The sequence below is a fragment of the Streptomyces roseochromogenus subsp. oscitans DS 12.976 genome, assembly GCF_000497445.1.
Classification (GTDB): domain Bacteria; phylum Actinomycetota; class Actinomycetes; order Streptomycetales; family Streptomycetaceae; genus Streptomyces; species Streptomyces oscitans.
Genome location: NZ_CM002285.1, coordinates 2,491,794 through 2,507,084, shown reverse-complemented (window position 1 = coordinate 2,507,084; position 15,291 = coordinate 2,491,794). Strand labels below are relative to the sequence as shown.

Sequence of the window (15,291 nt, the reverse complement as noted above, 5' to 3'; positions counted from 1 at the left end):
CTTCCAAAAAGGTCGGATCCTGAACTTCGGTTCGGGGTCCGGCCTTTTTACGTTTTGCTTAACGTGTCGTTCACCCTGCGCGCCGAGCATCCAGCACATGGGTACTGCTGCAATGCTCAGGGCCGCCGGTGTCGGAGTCGGTGACGAGGTCGTCGTACCGGCCTTCGGAAACGTCGAAGTCGCCGAGGCCGTGACCCTGGCCGGTGCGCTCCCGGTCTTCGCCGACATAGACCCGGTGACCTACTGCCTCGACCCCGGCGCCGTCGAGGCAGCGGTAACTCCGCGTACGGCAGCGGTCGTTGTCGTACACCGCTTCGGACGGTGGGCCGACCTCAAGCGGTTGCGCGCGCTGGGGCAGCGGCACGAGGTGCTGGTGCTGGAGCAGGGCGAGTCCGAGGCGCCGTACGACGAGATAGCGCAGCGCCGGGAGCGGGCCGCGTACCTCGATGCCAAGCTCAAGGGCGTGCGCACGCCGGATGGCGGGGACGGGCACACCTATCAGCAGTACGTTGTGCGGGTGCCGGGGAACGGCCGGCCGGACCGGGACGCCTTCGCGATGGCCTTGCGGGCCAAGGGAGTTGAGTGCCGGGTGCCGGTCAAGACGCCCGTGCACCGGCTGCCGGAGTTGCGTCGGTGTGTGTCCCTGCCCGAGACCGAGCTGGCCGCCGACGAGACGCTGACGCTCCCCGTGGACGCCTCGCTGACCAAGCGGGAGATGCAGCGCGTCGTCGCCGCGTGCAATGCGCTCGGGGGACTGCTGCAGCCCGCCTATTGAGCGGGTCCCGAACGAATTTGGGAAGTCGGGCCTGGTCGGGGTACAGTTTCTTCGTCGCCGCGAGGGAAACCTTGAGAACGACAGGCCCCTATAGCTCAGTCGGCAGAGCGTCTCCATGGTAAGGAGAAGGTCAACGGTTCGATTCCGTTTGGGGGCTCCAGCAGAAAAGGCCTCACCCTTTCGGGTGGGGCCTTTCGCATGTCTGGCGACTCCTTCGTGTCTCACGCCTCCTTGTGGTGGCCCGGGACGCGCATCGCCAGGATCGCCATGTCGTCCGACGGGGCGTCCGAGGCGAAGCGTTCCACGGCGCGCATGATGCGTGCGGCGACCGCGCCCGCGGTCAGGCCCGTGCAGGTGGTGAGGACGTCGGTGAGGCCGTCGTCGCCCAACATACGGGAGCCCTCGCGGCGTTCGGTGACGCCGTCCGTGACGCACAGCAGCACGTCACCGGGATCGAGGGTGACGGTCTCCTCGTGCAGTTCCAGGTCCTCGATCACGCCCAGCAGCGGCTGCGGTTCGGCTGCGGGTGTCACCGTGCCGTCCTGGCGCAGGCGCAGCGGGAGCGGGTGGCCGGCGCAGACCACCTTCAGCTCGGCGCTGCCGTCCTCCTGCGGGCGCATCTCGCCGTAGAGGAGGGTCAGGAAGCGGCTGCGGTCGCCCTCGTCGAGAATGGCGGAATTCAGACGCTGCAGGACCGCCGGTCCGGACAGGCCCTCGCGGGCCAGCAGGCGCAGGGCGTGCCGGGCGAGGCCGGTGACCGCGGCCGCGTTCGGGCCCGTACCGCAGACGTCGCCGATGGCGAAGCCGTAGGCGCCGTTGCCGATGGGGAAGAGGTCGTAGAAGTCACCGCCGACTTCGTTGCCCTCGCCGGCCGCGCGGTAGATGACCTCGACCTCGACGCCGTCGATGTGCGGGGTGCCGGGCGGGAGCAGGCTGCGCTGGAGGGCCTGGCTGATGGCCGTGCGCTCCGAGTAGAGGCGGGCGTTGTCCAGGGCGAGGGCGGCCCGGCGGGACAAGTCCTCGGCCAGTTCCAGGATTTCCTGGCGGAAGTGTTCGTCGGTGGGCTTGCCGAGGACGAGCATGCCGATGACGCGGTTGCGGGCGACGAGCGGCAGGACGACCGTCTCGCCGCCGACCGCGGAGGCGGTGGCAAGGGTCGGGCCGATGCCCGCGGCGACTCGGTGCGTGGGGCCGCCGGCCAGGCCGAGGCTGCGCATGGAGGTGCGCAGGGCCGCCTGGTGCGCCACCTCGCCGGGGATGGTCCATACGCGGGCGCCGGGGGTCGGGACCGGATCCGGCGCCGGGACCTTCGACAGCAACGACTTGATGCCGTCGATGAGTTCCTCGTCCTCGTGCAGGACGTACGACAGATAGGGCTCGGAGGCCTGGTCGGCGATCGTGTAGACGGCGCACCAGGTCGCCAGGGTGGGGACCGTCATCTGGGCCATCAGGGCCAGGGTCTGGTCGCGGTCCAGGGTGCCGGCCAGCAGGTCGGAGGCCTCGACCAGGAAGCTCAGGGAGCCTCGGCGCAGCCGCTCCAGTTCGCCCAGGCGGGCCGACTCGACGGCCAGGGCGATGCGGTCGGCGGCGAACTGCAGGCGCAGCGCCTCCTCGTTGGAGTACCGGCCGGGTGCCTCGGCCGCGACGCCGAGGGAGCCGGTGAGGCGGCCCTCGACCTTCAGCGGGACCGTGACGACCGAGCGCATGCCGGTGCCGGACAGCAGGGGAACGGCTCCGGGTACGGCGGTGAGGTCGTCGTGCACGGCGGGCATGCGCGCGGAGCCGTAGCGGCCGGGGCCGGCCTCGACGGGGACGCGGGCGAAGCGCTGGCGGGCCGAGGGCAGGCCGGTGGAGGCGCGGACCTCCAGTTCGGTCTCGTCGTCGGTGGCCAGCAGCAGGAACGCGGAGTCGCCGTCGAGCATGTCGCGGGCGCGCTCCACCGTGCGCTGCAGCAGTCCGTCGAGGTCGTCCGGGGCGGGGGAGCCGATGAAGACCTCGAAGGGGTCGGTGCTCTGCCCGTCGGGGGACTGGGGCTGGTCGGTGGCCGGCACGCGCGGCGGGGACTGGAGTACGGCGCGCTCGTGGTCGCGGACCAGGAGGCAGACGGTGGAGGGCTCGCCGCCGGTGTCGCGGACCCTGAGGTGGGAGGCGTAGACCGGGGCCACCCGGCCGTCGGCGCCGCGGATGCCGTAGCTGCCCTCCCAGCGGGAGAGCCGGAGGGCCTCGGCCACGCCGGTGCTGGTGCCCGGGGTGTGCGGCCAGGCCGCCAGTTCGGTGAGGGGCCGGCCTACGACCTCGGGGGCGGGGTAGCCGAAGAGTTCCTGGGCGTCCTCGTTCCAGGAGGTGATGGTGCCCTTCCGGTCGACCTGGAGGACCGCGACGCGGATCCGGCCGTCGGCCAGCGGGAGCAGGTCGGCGGGGAGGGAGGGGCCGGCGGTGCGGGTGCCGACCGGGCGTTCGGGGAGGTTGAGCTGGAACCAGACGTTCTTGTGGGTGGGCGTGTAGTCGACGCCCCAGCGGGCGGCCAGGGCCGCACACAGCTGCAGGCCGCGGCCGCCCTCGCGGTCGGGGCTGCCCATCGAGGCCGGGGCGTTCTGGAGGGGGACCTCGCGCTCCGGGTAGCGGTCGGCGACCTCGATGCGTACGCCGTCCTCGGTGCGCAGGCACAGCACGTCCGCGTGTGTGCCCGCGTGCACGACCGCGTTGGTCACCAGTTCGCTGGTGAGGACGACGGCGTCGTCGACGATATCGGCGAAGCCCCACCCCTGGAGCGTGTCGCGGACGAAGGACCGGGCGGTCGCGACCGATCGCCCGACGGGCTCGAAAGTGGCGGCCGCACGCGCGGTGATCACAGAACTCCTCGGCCGGTTGTCGACGTGCAGGGCTGCTCGGCCGGCCGGCTCGCGCCGCTGCTGCGGCATCAGCTCGCCCGTCGGCTGTGGCTCCGGGGGCTGTCCCCCGGGGATGACTCCGGTGGTCATGGTCTGCGGCCGCCCCTCCGATGCCCGCTCGTTCTCGTGCCACCGCCCAGGCCGGTCGGACCGGTGCGGCTGGACAGCCGCATGCAAGGTTACTTACCTTCGCCGTCCGAGCGGATGCCGGTCGCCGGTGTTTACCCCTGAGGGTGTGCGGACGATGTGCGAAGCTGCCGAACTGTTATGGCCTGGTTCGGGCAGGGTGAAACACTGGGCAAGCTTCTGATGAAGGTCGGGTCGGGTTGCGTGTGTTCCGTGTACGGCGGGCAGCAGCCCCTGGTGTGGCCGGATCTCGTCTGGCAGAAATACGCAGCAGTAACGGGTACGCGGAAGTATCCGGTATGCCGATGAGCGGCAGGCCGGGCCGAAGCGGCCGAGCACAGCAGTAACGGTCTACCCCTCCGGGAGGGACACAGTGGAGTCTGGCGCGGCGACGCGTGGCACGAAGACGCGTGCGAAAGGCGGACCGTCCCTGGGCAGGCGCGGCAGTACGACCGCCGTGGACACGGCTGCCCTGAACCGGCTGCTGGCGGCGCTCGTCGCGATGCGTGACGGGAACTTCCGCAAGCGGCTCACGGTCTCCGGGGACGGTGTGATGTCGGAGATCGCGGCCGTCTTCAACGAGGTGGCCGACCGGAATATGCACCTGACCGGTGAGCTGTCCCGGGTACGGCGCATGGTGGGGCGTGAGGGGAAACTCACGGAACGGCTGGAGACGGGAGCCTGCGAGGGCTCCTGGTCGTCGGCCATCGACGCCTCCAACGCGCTGGTGGACGACCTGGTCTGGCCGGTGTCGGAGGTCAGCCGGGTGCTCACGGCGGTTGCCGAGGGTGATCTGTCGCCGCGCATGGAGCTGCGGACGCAGGCGCCGGACGAGGGCACCGGGCATCCGCTGCGGGGCGAGTTCCTGAAGGTCGGCCGTACCGTCAACAACCTGGTCGACCAGCTGTCGACGTTCACGGACGAGGTCACGCGCGTGGCCAGCGAGGTCGGCACCGAGGGCAAGCTCGGCGGGCAGGCCCGGGTGCGCGGTATGTCGGGTTCGTGGAAGGACCTGACCGAGTCCGTCAACACCATGGCGAACCGGCTGACCGCGCAGGTGCGTGACATCGCGCTGGTGACGACGGCGGTCGCGCGCGGTGATCTGTCACGCAAGGTCACCGTGCATGTGGCCGGCGAGATGCTGGAGCTGAAGAACACCGTCAACACGATGGTGGAGCAGTTGTCGTCCTTCTCCGTCGAGGTGACCCGGGTCGCCCGTGAGGTGGGCACCGAGGGCATCCTGGGCGGTCAGGCGCAGGTGCCAGGGGTGGCCGGTGTGTGGAAGGAGCTGACCGACTCCGTCAACACGATGGCGGGCAACCTGACCGCACAGGTGCGGGGGATCTCGCAGGTCACGACAGCTGTCGCCAACGGTGACCTGTCGCAGAAGGTGACGGTCCCGGCGCGCGGCGAGGTCGCGCAGCTCGCCGAGACGATCAACCAGATGACCGAGACGCTGCGGATCTTCGCGGACGAGGTCACGCGCGTCGCGAACGAGGTCGGCGCGGAGGGGCGGCTGGGCGGTCAGGCGAACGTGCCGGGCGCGGCCGGTACGTGGAAGGACCTGACGGACTCCGTCAACACGGTCTTCCGGAACCTGACCACTCAGGTGCGCGACATCGCCACCGTGACGACCGCCGTGGCCAGCGGTGATCTGTCGCAGAAGGTCACGGTCGACGTGGCGGGCGAGATGCTGGAGCTGAAGAACACCGTCAACGGGATGGTGGACCAGCTGTCGGCGTTCGGTGCCGAGGTGACGCGGGTCGCGCGGGAGATCGGTGTCGAGGGTGAGCTGGGCGGTCAGGCGCAGGTGCCCGGTGCCGCCGGTGCGTGGAAGGACTTGACGGACTCCGTCAACACCGCGTTCCGCAACCTCACCGGTCAGGTGCGCAACATCGCCCAGGTGACCACGGCGGTGGCCAACGGCGACCTGTCCCAGAAGGTCACCGTGGACGTCTCCGGCGAGATGCTCCAGCTGAAGAACACCGTGAACACGATGGTGGACCAGCTGTCGAGCTTCGCCGACCAGGTCACGCGGATGGCCCGGGACGTGGGTACGGAGGGCCGGCTGGGCGTCAGGCCCGGGTGGACGGCGTGTCGGGCACCTGGAAGGAGCTGACGGACTCCGTCAACTTCATGGCCGGCAACCTGACGTCTCAGGTGCGGCAGATCGCCCAGGTGACGACGGCTGTGGCGCGCGGTGACCTGTCGCAGAAGATCGACGTCGACGCGCGCGGCGAGATCCTCGAGCTGAAGAACACGATCAACACGATGGTCGATCAGCTGTCCGCCTTCGCCGATCAGGTGACCCGGGTCGCGCGTGACGTGGGTACGGAGGGCCGCCTCGGCGGTCAGGCGCAGGTGCCCGGTGTGGCCGGTGTGTGGCGGGATCTGACCGACTCCGTGAACGGCATGGCCGGCAACCTGACGGCCCAGGTGCGCAATATCGCGCAGGTCGCCACCGCTGTGGCCCGCGGTGACCTCTCCCAGAAGATCACCGTGGACGCGCGCGGGGAGATCCTGGAGCTGAAGAACACCCTGAACACGATGGTGGACCAGCTGTCGTCGTTCGCCCAGGAGGTCACGCGTGTGGCCCGTGAGGTGGGTACGGAGGGCATCCTGGGCGGTCAGGCCGAGGTGCAGGGTGTCTCCGGTACCTGGAAGGACCTCACGCAGTCCGTGAACTTCATGGCGAACAACCTGACGATCCAGGTGCGCAACATCGCCGAGGTCACGACCGGGGTGGCCAAGGGCGACCTGTCGAAGAAGATCACTGTTGACGCCAAGGGCGAGATTCTTGAGCTGGTCACGACGGTCAACACGATGGTTGATCAACTGTCCAGCTTCGCCGAGCAGGTGACCCGGGTGGCCCGTGAGGTGGGTACCGAGGGCATCCTGGGCGGCCAGGCGCATGTGCCGGGCGTCACCGGTATCTGGAAGGACCTGAGCAACAACGTCAACCTGATGGCCAACAACCTGACCATGCAGGTGCGCAACATCTCGCAGGTGTCCGCGGCCGTCGCCAACGGAGACCTGACGCGACAGGTGACGATCGAGGCGCGGGGTGAGGTCGCGCAGCTCGCCGACACCATCAACACCATGGTCAGGACGCTGAGTTCGTTCGCCGACCAGGTCACGAAGGTGGCCCGTGAGGTGGGTACGGACGGCATCCTGGGCGGCCAGGCGCATGTACCGGGTGTGGCCGGCACCTGGAAGGACCTCACCGAGTCGGTGAACCAGATGGCGTCCAACCTGACCGGCCAGGTGCGCAACATCGCCATGGTCACCACGGCCATCGCCAAGGGTGACCTGACGAAGAAGATCGACATTGACGCCCGCGGTGAGATCCTCGAGCTGAAGACGACGATCAACACGATGGTCGACCAGCTGTCCAGCTTCGCCGAGGAGGTCACGCGCGTGGCGCGCGAGGTGGGCACCGAGGGACAGCTCGGCGGCCAGGCACGCGTGCGTGACGTCGACGGCACCTGGCGGGACCTGACCGAGTCCGTGAACGAGATGGCCGGGAACCTGACCCGGCAGGTGCGTGCCATCGCGCGCGTGGCGACCGCGGTGACCCGCGGCGACCTGAACCTGAAGATCGACGTGGACGCGTCCGGGGAGATCCAGGAACTGCAGGACTACATCAACAAGATGATCGCCAACCTGCGCGACACCACGATCGCCAACAAGGAGCAGGACTGGCTCAAGGGCAACCTGGCCCGTATCTCCGGCCTCATGCAGGGCCGCCGCGATCTGGAGGACGTGGCCTCGCTGATCATGAGCGAGCTGACCCCGGTGGTGTCCGCGCAGCACGGCGCGTTCTTCCTGACGATGCCGCGCATGGAGGGCAAGGACGCCGGCGACGGCGCGGACACTTACGAGCTGCGGATGCTGGGTTCGTACGGCTACTCGATGGGCTCCATGCCGACGTCGTTCCGGCCTGGTGAGGCGCTGGTCGGCACGGCCGCCCAGGAGAAGCGCACGATCCTGGTGGAGAACGCGCCCAGCGGCTATCTGAAGATCTCCTCCGGGCTCGGCGAGGCCCCGCCCGCGCAGGTGATCGTGCTGCCGGTGCTGTTCGAGGGCAATGTGCTCGGGGTGATCGAGCTGGCCTCCTTCACGCCGTTCACGCAGATCCAGAAGGACTTCCTCAACCAGATCGCCGAGATGATCGCGACGAGCGTCAACACCATCTCGGTCAACACCAAGACCGAGCTGCTGCTGAAGCAGTCGCAGGAGCTGACCGAGCAACTCCGGGAGCGCTCGGCCGAGTTGGAGAACCGGCAGAAGGCGCTGCAGGCCTCCAACGCCGAACTGGAGGAGAAGGCCGAGCTGCTGGCCCGGCAGAACCGCGACATCGAGGTGAAGAACACCGAGATCGAGGAGGCCCGGCAGGTCCTGGAGGAGCGCGCCGAGCAACTCGCGGTGTCGATGCGCTACAAGAGCGAGTTCCTCGCCAACATGTCCCACGAGCTGCGTACTCCGCTCAACTCGCTGCTGATCCTGGCCAAGCTGCTCGCCGACAACGCCGAGGGCAATCTCTCGCCGAAGCAGGTGGAGTTCGCCGAGACCATCCACGGCGCGGGTTCCGATCTGCTCCAGCTGATCAACGACATCCTCGACCTGTCGAAGGTCGAGGCGGGCAAGATGGATGTCTCGCCGACGCGTATCGCGCTCGTCCAGCTCGTGGACTACGTGGAGGCCACCTTCCGGCCGCTGACCGCGGAGAAGGGCCTGGATCTGTCCGTACGGGTCTCCCCGGAGCTGCCCGCGACCCTGCACACCGACGAGCAGCGGCTGCTGCAGGTGCTGCGCAACCTGCTGTCGAACGCGGTCAAGTTCACCGACTCCGGCTCGGTGGAGCTGGTGATCAGGCCGGCCGGCGCGCACGTACCGGTGGGCATCCGCGAGCAGCTGCTGGAGGCCGGCTCGCTGACCGATCCCGAGGCGCCGCTGATCGCGTTCTCGGTGACGGACACCGGCATCGGGATCGCGGCCAGCAAGATGCGCGTGATCTTCGAGGCGTTCAAGCAGGCGGACGGCACGACCAGCCGCAAGTACGGCGGCACCGGCCTCGGCCTGTCGATCTCCCGGGAGATCGCGCAGCTGCTCGGCGGCGAGATCCACGCGCAGAGCGAACCGGGCCGCGGCTCGACGTTCACGCTGTACCTGCCGCTGCACCCGAGCGAACTGCCGCCGCAGGGCTACCAGCAGTCCGTGCCCCAGCTGGAGGCCCGTGAGCTGCTGGCCTCCGAGGCGGAGGCGTCCTCGGAGCTGTCCGGGGCGGAGATCGAGACCCCGGCCGAGGTGAAGTCGTACCGGGAGACGCAGAACGGTCCCGCGGCGCTCTTCCGGCGCCGCCGGCGGGGTCTGCCGCAGGGCGAGCAGCGGTCCGAGCAGTGGGCGGCGGCGCCCGAGCAGGAGGGCGCGCCGCAGTCCGCGCGCGCGGTGCGGTTCGGCGGCGAGAAGGTGCTGATCGTCGACGACGACATCCGCAATGTGTTCGCGCTGACCAGCGTCCTGGAGCAGCATGGTCTTTCGGTGCTGTACGCCGAGAACGGCCGCGAGGGCATCGAGGTGCTGGAGCAGCACGACGATGTGGCGGTCGTGCTGATGGACATCATGATGCCGGAGATGGACGGGTATGCGACGACCACGGCGATTCGCCGGATGCCGCAGTTCGCCGGGCTGCCGATCATCGCGCTGACCGCGAAGGCGATGAAGGGCGACCGCGAGAAGGCGATCGAGTCCGGCGCCTCCGACTACGTGACCAAGCCGGTCGACCCGGATCATCTGCTGGCCGTGATGCAGCAGTGGATGGGTGGGAAATGACGAGATCGGCGCACCACGACGTGAACACCCGGGGAACCCTCGGCGTGTGTCGGGAGTTGCCCACTTGAGGTGAGTGCGAACGTACGGCTTAAGGTGGCTGGACGCGTATGGGAATGCCAGATTCCGGGAACCATCCCGGCCTCCGCCGCGTTTCCGCTACGTGCACAGTGACATCGCGGTGACAGGGTGTGGCGACAGGCGGGGTGCGGCTACGATGACCGGCACAAGGACGGGCGGCGAAAGGGAGTCGTCCCCTGGGGCGGCGCCCGGTGTACCGCCGGGGCGAGGAGGGCGGGCCATGGTGCAGAAGGCCAAGATCCTCCTGGTCGATGACCGGCCGGAGAATCTGTTGGCGCTGGAGGCGATCCTCTCTGCGCTCGATCAGACGCTGGTGCGGGCATCGTCCGGGGAGGAAGCACTCAAGGCACTGCTCACGGACGATTTCGCGGTCATCCTGCTGGATGTCCAGATGCCGGGCATGGACGGTTTCGAGACCGCCGCGCACATCAAGCGGCGCGAGCGGACCCGGGACATCCCGATCATCTTCCTCACGGCGATCAACCACGGCCCGCACCACACCTTCCGGGGCTACGCGGCGGGCGCGGTCGACTACATCTCCAAGCCGTTCGACCCGTGGGTGCTGCGCGCGAAGGTCTCGGTGTTCGTCGAGCTGTACATGAAGAACTGCCAGCTGCGCGAGCAGGCGGCGCTGCTGCGGCTGCAGTTGGAGGGCGGCGGCAAGGGCGCGGTCGGCGGCAAGGAGTCCGCCGGGCTGCTCGCCGAGCTGTCCGCGCGGCTCGCGGCCGTCGAGGAGCAGGCCGAGGCGCTGTCCAAGCAGCTGGACGACGATTCGGCGGACGCGGCCGCGGTGGCCACGGCGGCCCATCTGGAGCGCAAACTCACCGGGCTGCGGCGCGCGCTGGACGCCCTGGAACCGGGCGCCGGCCCCGCCGGTTCCTCGGTACCGGCGCAGAACTGACTTACACCCAGGCGGCGGTTGCCCATGAGCGCGCGTCAGCTTCGGTCTCCGGCAAGGGCGACACGAACGGGTGAAGCTGTGGGCACACGTGTCCGCTGTCGTCTCCCCCGGTAACCTCACACCCATGGCCTCACGTCCCTCCGCAGCCAAGAAGCAGACCGCGAAGAAGGCGGCCGCTCCCGCGAAGGCTCCGGCGAAGAAGGCCGCAGCAAAGAAGGCGGCGGCCAAGAAGGCGCCTGCCAAAAGGGCACCGGCCAAGAAGGCCGCGCCGAAGCCGGCACCGAGCCCCACTGGGGGCGTGTACCGGCTCGTGCGCGCCCTCTGGCTCGGCCTGGCGCACGCCGTCGGCGCAGTCTTCCGTGGCATAGGGAAGGGCGCGAAGAACCTCGACCCGGCCCACCGCAAGGACGGCATCGCGCTGCTGCTGTTCGGTATCGCGCTGATCGTCGCCGCCGGCACCTGGGCCAACCTCAAGGGCCCCGTCGGCGACCTAGTGGAGATCCTCGTCACCGGCGCCTTCGGCCGGCTCGACCTGCTGGTCCCGATACTGCTCGCGGTGATCGCCGTACGGTTCATCCGGCACCCGGAGCAGCCGGAGGCCAACGGCCGGATCGTGATCGGCCTGTCCGCGCTCGTCATCGGCGTGCTCGGCCAGGTCCACATCGCCTGCGGCTCGCCCGCGCGCGGCGACGGCATGCAGGCCATAAGGGATGCCGGCGGCCTCATCGGCTGGGCGGCGGCCACCCCGCTGACGTACGCCATGACCGAGGTCCTCGCCGTACCCCTGCTGGTGCTGCTGACGATCTTCGGTCTGCTCGTGGTGACCGCCACCCCGGTCAACGCCATCCCGCAGCGGCTGCGGGCGCTCGGCGTACGCCTGGGCGTGCTGCACGACCACGACACGGACGGGTACGAGGGGTACGAGGAGTACACAGACGACGACGCGCGCTACGACGAGCAGTGGCGCGAGGCGCTGCCCGCGCGCTCCCGTAAGCGCTCGTCCGCCCCCAAGGCGTACGACCCCGACAGCGTCGAGGAGGAGGCTCTCTCGCAGCGCCGCGGCCGCCCCAGGCGCTCCGCGGTGCCCCAGCCGGATCCGCAGCGCCAGATGGACGCCGTGGACGTCGCGGCGGCCGCCGCCGCGGCGCTCGACGGCGCGGTGCTGCACGGCATGCCGCCCTCCCCGCTGGTCGCCGACCTCACCCAGGGCGTCAGCATCGGCGACCGCGAGGAGACCACCCCGGTGCCCACCCCCGCGCCGGCCTCCCAGCCGTCGCCGGTGCCGGCCGCGCGCCCCAAGCAGGAGAAGCTCCAGCCCGGGACCGTCCCCGACCTGACCAAGAAGGCCCCCGCGGAGCCCCGCGACCTGCCCCCGCGCGCGGAGCAGCTCCAGCTCTCCGGGGACATCACCTACGCGCTGCCGTCGCTGGACCTGCTCACGCGCGGCGGCCCCGGCAAGGCGCGCAGCGAGGCCAACGACGCGGTCGTCGCCTCGCTCACGCAGGTCTTCACCGAGTTCAAGGTCGACGCCGCCGTCACCGGCTTCACCCGCGGCCCGACGGTCACCCGCTACGAGGTCGAACTCGGCCCCGCCGTAAAGGTCGAGCGGATCACCGCGCTGACCAAGAACATCGCGTACGCCGTCGCCAGCCCGGACGTGCGGATCATCAGCCCCATCCCGGGCAAGTCCGCGGTCGGTATCGAGATCCCGAACACCGACCGGGAGATGGTCAACCTCGGCGATGTGCTGCGGCTCGCGGAGTCCGCCGAGGACGACGACCCGATGCTGGTCGCCTTCGGCAAGGACGTCGAGGGCGGGTATGTGATGCACTCGCTGGCGAAGATGCCGCACATGCTGGTCGCGGGCGCCACCGGCTCCGGCAAGTCGTCCTGCATCAACTGCCTGATCACCTCGGTCATGATGCGGGCGACCCCCGAGGACGTCCGGCTGATCCTGGTCGACCCCAAGCGCGTCGAACTGACCGCGTACGAAGGCATCCCGCACCTGATCACGCCGATCATCACCAACCCCAAGCGGGCCGCCGAGGCGCTGCAGTGGGTCGTCCGCGAGATGGACCTGCGCTACGACGACCTAGCGGCCTACGGCTACCGGCACATCGACGACTTCAACCAGGCCGTACGCGAGGGCAAGGTGAAGCCGCCGGAGGGCAGCGAGCGGGAGCTGCAGCCGTATCCGTATCTGCTGGTGATCGTGGACGAGCTGGCCGACCTGATGATGGTCGCCCCGCGTGACGTCGAGGACTCGATCGTGCGCATCACGCAGCTCGCGCGCGCGGCCGGCATCCACCTGGTGCTCGCCACCCAGCGTCCCTCCGTCGACGTGGTCACCGGTCTGATCAAGGCCAACGTGCCCTCCCGGCTGGCCTTCGCCACGTCCTCGCTCGCTGACAGCCGCGTCATCCTCGACCAGCCCGGCGCCGAGAAGCTGATCGGCAAGGGCGACGGCCTGTTCCTGCCGATGGGCGCGAACAAGCCGACCCGTATGCAGGGTGCGTTCGTCACCGAGGCCGAGGTCGCGGCCGTCGTCCGGCACTGCAAGGACCAGATGACGCCGGTTTTCCGGGACGACGTCACGGTCGGCACCAAGCAGAAGAAGGAGATCGACGAGGACATCGGCGACGACCTCGACCTGCTGTGCCAGGCGGCCGAGCTGGTCGTCTCCACGCAGTTCGGGTCGACCTCCATGCTCCAGCGCAAGCTGCGCGTCGGCTTCGCCAAGGCCGGGCGGCTCATGGACCTCATGGAGTCCCGGGGCATCGTGGGACCGAGCGAGGGCTCCAAGGCACGTGACGTTCTTGTGAAGCCTGATGAGCTGGACGGCGTGCTCGCTCTGATTCGCGGGGAGTCTGAGGAATAGGACGGGACAGGGTGAAGGGCTGTCCGGCGGACACCGGTTACGCCGGGTGGCGTCATCGTCGTGATCCACCCGTTAGAGATCGGCGGGCAACCGTTTCCCTTTCCCGTACGTCAAGTTGAGCGAGAGGACAGGAAGGCATCTCATCCTGGGGTACCACTTGTCCAGCCCTCGGCATGTCCGGCCATTCCGATGGCGTACAAAGTCCCACCGCCCGGTTGCCCCACCCTTTCGTACCACCCCTAGACTGAGCTTCCAGCACAGGTGGCTACACGCTCGAAAGGCGCCCCCGTGTCCATCGGCAACTCCCCTGAAGACGAGCGTCCGTTCCGAGACGAGTCCCAGGAACCCCGTGTCCCCGTGGGCCGCGCCCTGCAGCAGGCGCGGATCGCGGCCGGGCTCACCGTGGACGACGTCAGCAGTGCCACTCGTGTCCGCATTGCCATCGTGCACGCCATCGAGGCGGACGACTTCGGTCCGTGCGGCGGCGACGTGTACGCCCGCGGACACATCCGAACGCTGGCCAAGGCCGTCCACCTCGATCCCGCGCCCTTGATCGCCCAGTACGACGCCGAGCACGGTGGCCGTCCCGCCCCGACCCCGGCAGCCCCTCTGTTCGAGGCCGAGCGCATCCGTCCCGAGCGGCGCGGGCCGAACTGGACCGCGGCCATGGTCGCCGCGATCGTCGTCGTGATCGGTTTCGTCGGCTTCACCATGGTGAAGGGCGGCGACTCCGGAAGCGATGCGAAGTCGCAGGTCGCCGAGGGCAGCACGCCCGCCGCCAGCAAGTCCGCCTCCGCCACGCCGAAGAAGGACAAGCCCGCCGCGCCGAGCACCGAGCCCTCCGACAGCGCCATCGCGGCGGCGCCCCAGGACAAGGTGACCGTCCAGGTCAGCGCGCCGAACGGACGCAGCTGGATCTCGGCCAAGGACCACAACGGCCGGATGCTCTTCGACGGGCTGCTGAAGAAGGGCGAGTCCAAGACCTTCCAGGACAGCTCCAAGATCAATCTGATCCTCGGCGACGCCGGCGCGATCGAGCTGTACGTCAACGGCAAGAAGATCGACAACAACTTCCAGCCGGGCGCCGTGGAGCGCCTGACCTACACGAAGGGTGACCCGGTAGCGGGCTGACCGGCCTCTCTGAGACCGGATGTGACGGGGTCGGCACAAGATCGGCCAACCCCGTCGACGTGGGCTGTCAGTGGGACGAAGTAGTCTTGAGCCCATGCCTGAACGCCGTACCGTCGCACTCGTCACTCTCGGCTGCGCCCGTAACGAGGTGGACTCGGAGGAGCTCGCAGGCCGTTTGGAGGCGGACGGCTGGCAGCTTGTCGAGGACGCCGCGGACGCCGATGTCGCCGTGGTGAACACGTGTGGCTTCGTGGAGGCCGCGAAGAAGGACTCCGTCGACGCCCTCCTCGAGGCCAATGACCTCAAGGACCATGGGAGAACCCAGGCCGTCGTGGCGGTGGGCTGCATGGCCGAGCGGTACGGCAAGGAGCTGGCCGAGGCGCTGCCCGAGGCCGACGGCGTGCTCGGCTTCGACGACTACGCGGACATCTCCGACCGCCTGCAGACCATCCTGTCCGGCGGCATCCACGCCTCCCACACCCCGCGCGACCGCCGCAAGCTGCTCCCGGTCAGCCCGGCCGAGCGACAGGAATCGGCCGCGGCCGTCGCGCTGCCCGGCCACGGCCCGGCCGACCTCCCGGAGGGCGTCGCGCCCGCCTCCGGCCCGCGCTCACCCCTGCGCCGCCGCCTGGACGGCGCCCCGGTCGCCTCGGTCAAGCTCGCCTCCGGCTGCGACCGG

Annotated in this window: 5 protein-coding genes, 1 tRNA gene and 2 pseudogenes; 7 read left to right on the top strand and 1 reads right to left on the bottom strand. The window is 69.5% G+C overall.

Going from position 1 to position 15,291, the window contains the following annotated elements; genetic code table 11:
- The first annotated feature begins 112 nt into the window (after positions 1–112).
- Positions 113–775 carry a DegT/DnrJ/EryC1/StrS family aminotransferase gene (locus tag M878_RS60695; protein ID WP_023546297.1) on the top strand — a complete coding sequence of 221 codons (663 nt, stop codon included), beginning with the start codon at positions 113–115 and terminating at the stop codon, positions 773–775.
- An 84-nt stretch (positions 776–859) separates the two neighbouring features.
- Positions 860–935, top strand: a tRNA-Thr gene (locus M878_RS60690).
- A gap of 61 nt (positions 936–996) precedes the next feature.
- Here M878_RS60690 and M878_RS60685 read toward each other — a convergent pair.
- The gene (locus M878_RS60685) at positions 997–3,756 is read right to left on the bottom strand and encodes a SpoIIE family protein phosphatase (protein WP_031224703.1); all 2,760 of its coding nucleotides are present in this window, start codon (positions 3,754–3,756) and stop codon (positions 997–999) included.
- A gap of 409 nt (positions 3,757–4,165) precedes the next feature.
- Here M878_RS60685 and M878_RS60680 point away from each other — a divergent pair.
- From M878_RS60680 to M878_RS60660, 5 genes and pseudogenes are all read left to right on the top strand, one after another.
- A pseudogene (locus tag M878_RS60680) lies at positions 4,166–9,624 on the top strand (HAMP domain-containing protein).
- 298 nt (positions 9,625–9,922) lie between these two features.
- Positions 9,923–10,603 carry a response regulator gene (locus tag M878_RS60675; protein WP_023546293.1) on the top strand — a complete coding sequence of 227 codons (681 nt, stop codon included), beginning with the start codon at positions 9,923–9,925 and terminating at the stop codon, positions 10,601–10,603.
- Between the two features lie 124 nt (positions 10,604–10,727).
- Positions 10,728–13,481 carry a DNA translocase FtsK gene (locus M878_RS60670; RefSeq protein WP_031224702.1) on the top strand — a complete coding sequence of 918 codons (2,754 nt, stop codon included), beginning with the start codon at positions 10,728–10,730 and terminating at the stop codon, positions 13,479–13,481.
- A 288-nt stretch (positions 13,482–13,769) separates the two neighbouring features.
- Positions 13,770–14,612, top strand: a complete 843-nt coding sequence (locus M878_RS60665) for a helix-turn-helix domain-containing protein (RefSeq protein WP_031224701.1) — start codon at positions 13,770–13,772, stop codon at positions 14,610–14,612.
- A 94-nt stretch (positions 14,613–14,706) separates the two neighbouring features.
- Positions 14,707–15,291 (top strand): annotated as a pseudogene (locus M878_RS60660) (30S ribosomal protein S12 methylthiotransferase RimO); the annotation flags it as partial.

What these genes read in the sequence shown, in the direction of transcription:
- M878_RS60695 (WP_023546297.1), top strand. Translation starts at nt 113, where the DNA reads ATGCTCAGGGCCGCCGGTGTCGGAGTCGGTGACGAGGTCGTCGTACCG.
- M878_RS60685 (WP_031224703.1), bottom strand. Translation starts at nt 3,756, where the DNA reads ATGACCACCGGAGTCATCCCCGGGGGACAGCCCCCGGAGCCACAGCCG.
- M878_RS60675 (WP_023546293.1), top strand. Translation starts at nt 9,923, where the DNA reads ATGGTGCAGAAGGCCAAGATCCTCCTGGTCGATGACCGGCCGGAGAAT.
- M878_RS60670 (WP_031224702.1), top strand. Translation starts at nt 10,728, where the DNA reads ATGGCCTCACGTCCCTCCGCAGCCAAGAAGCAGACCGCGAAGAAGGCG.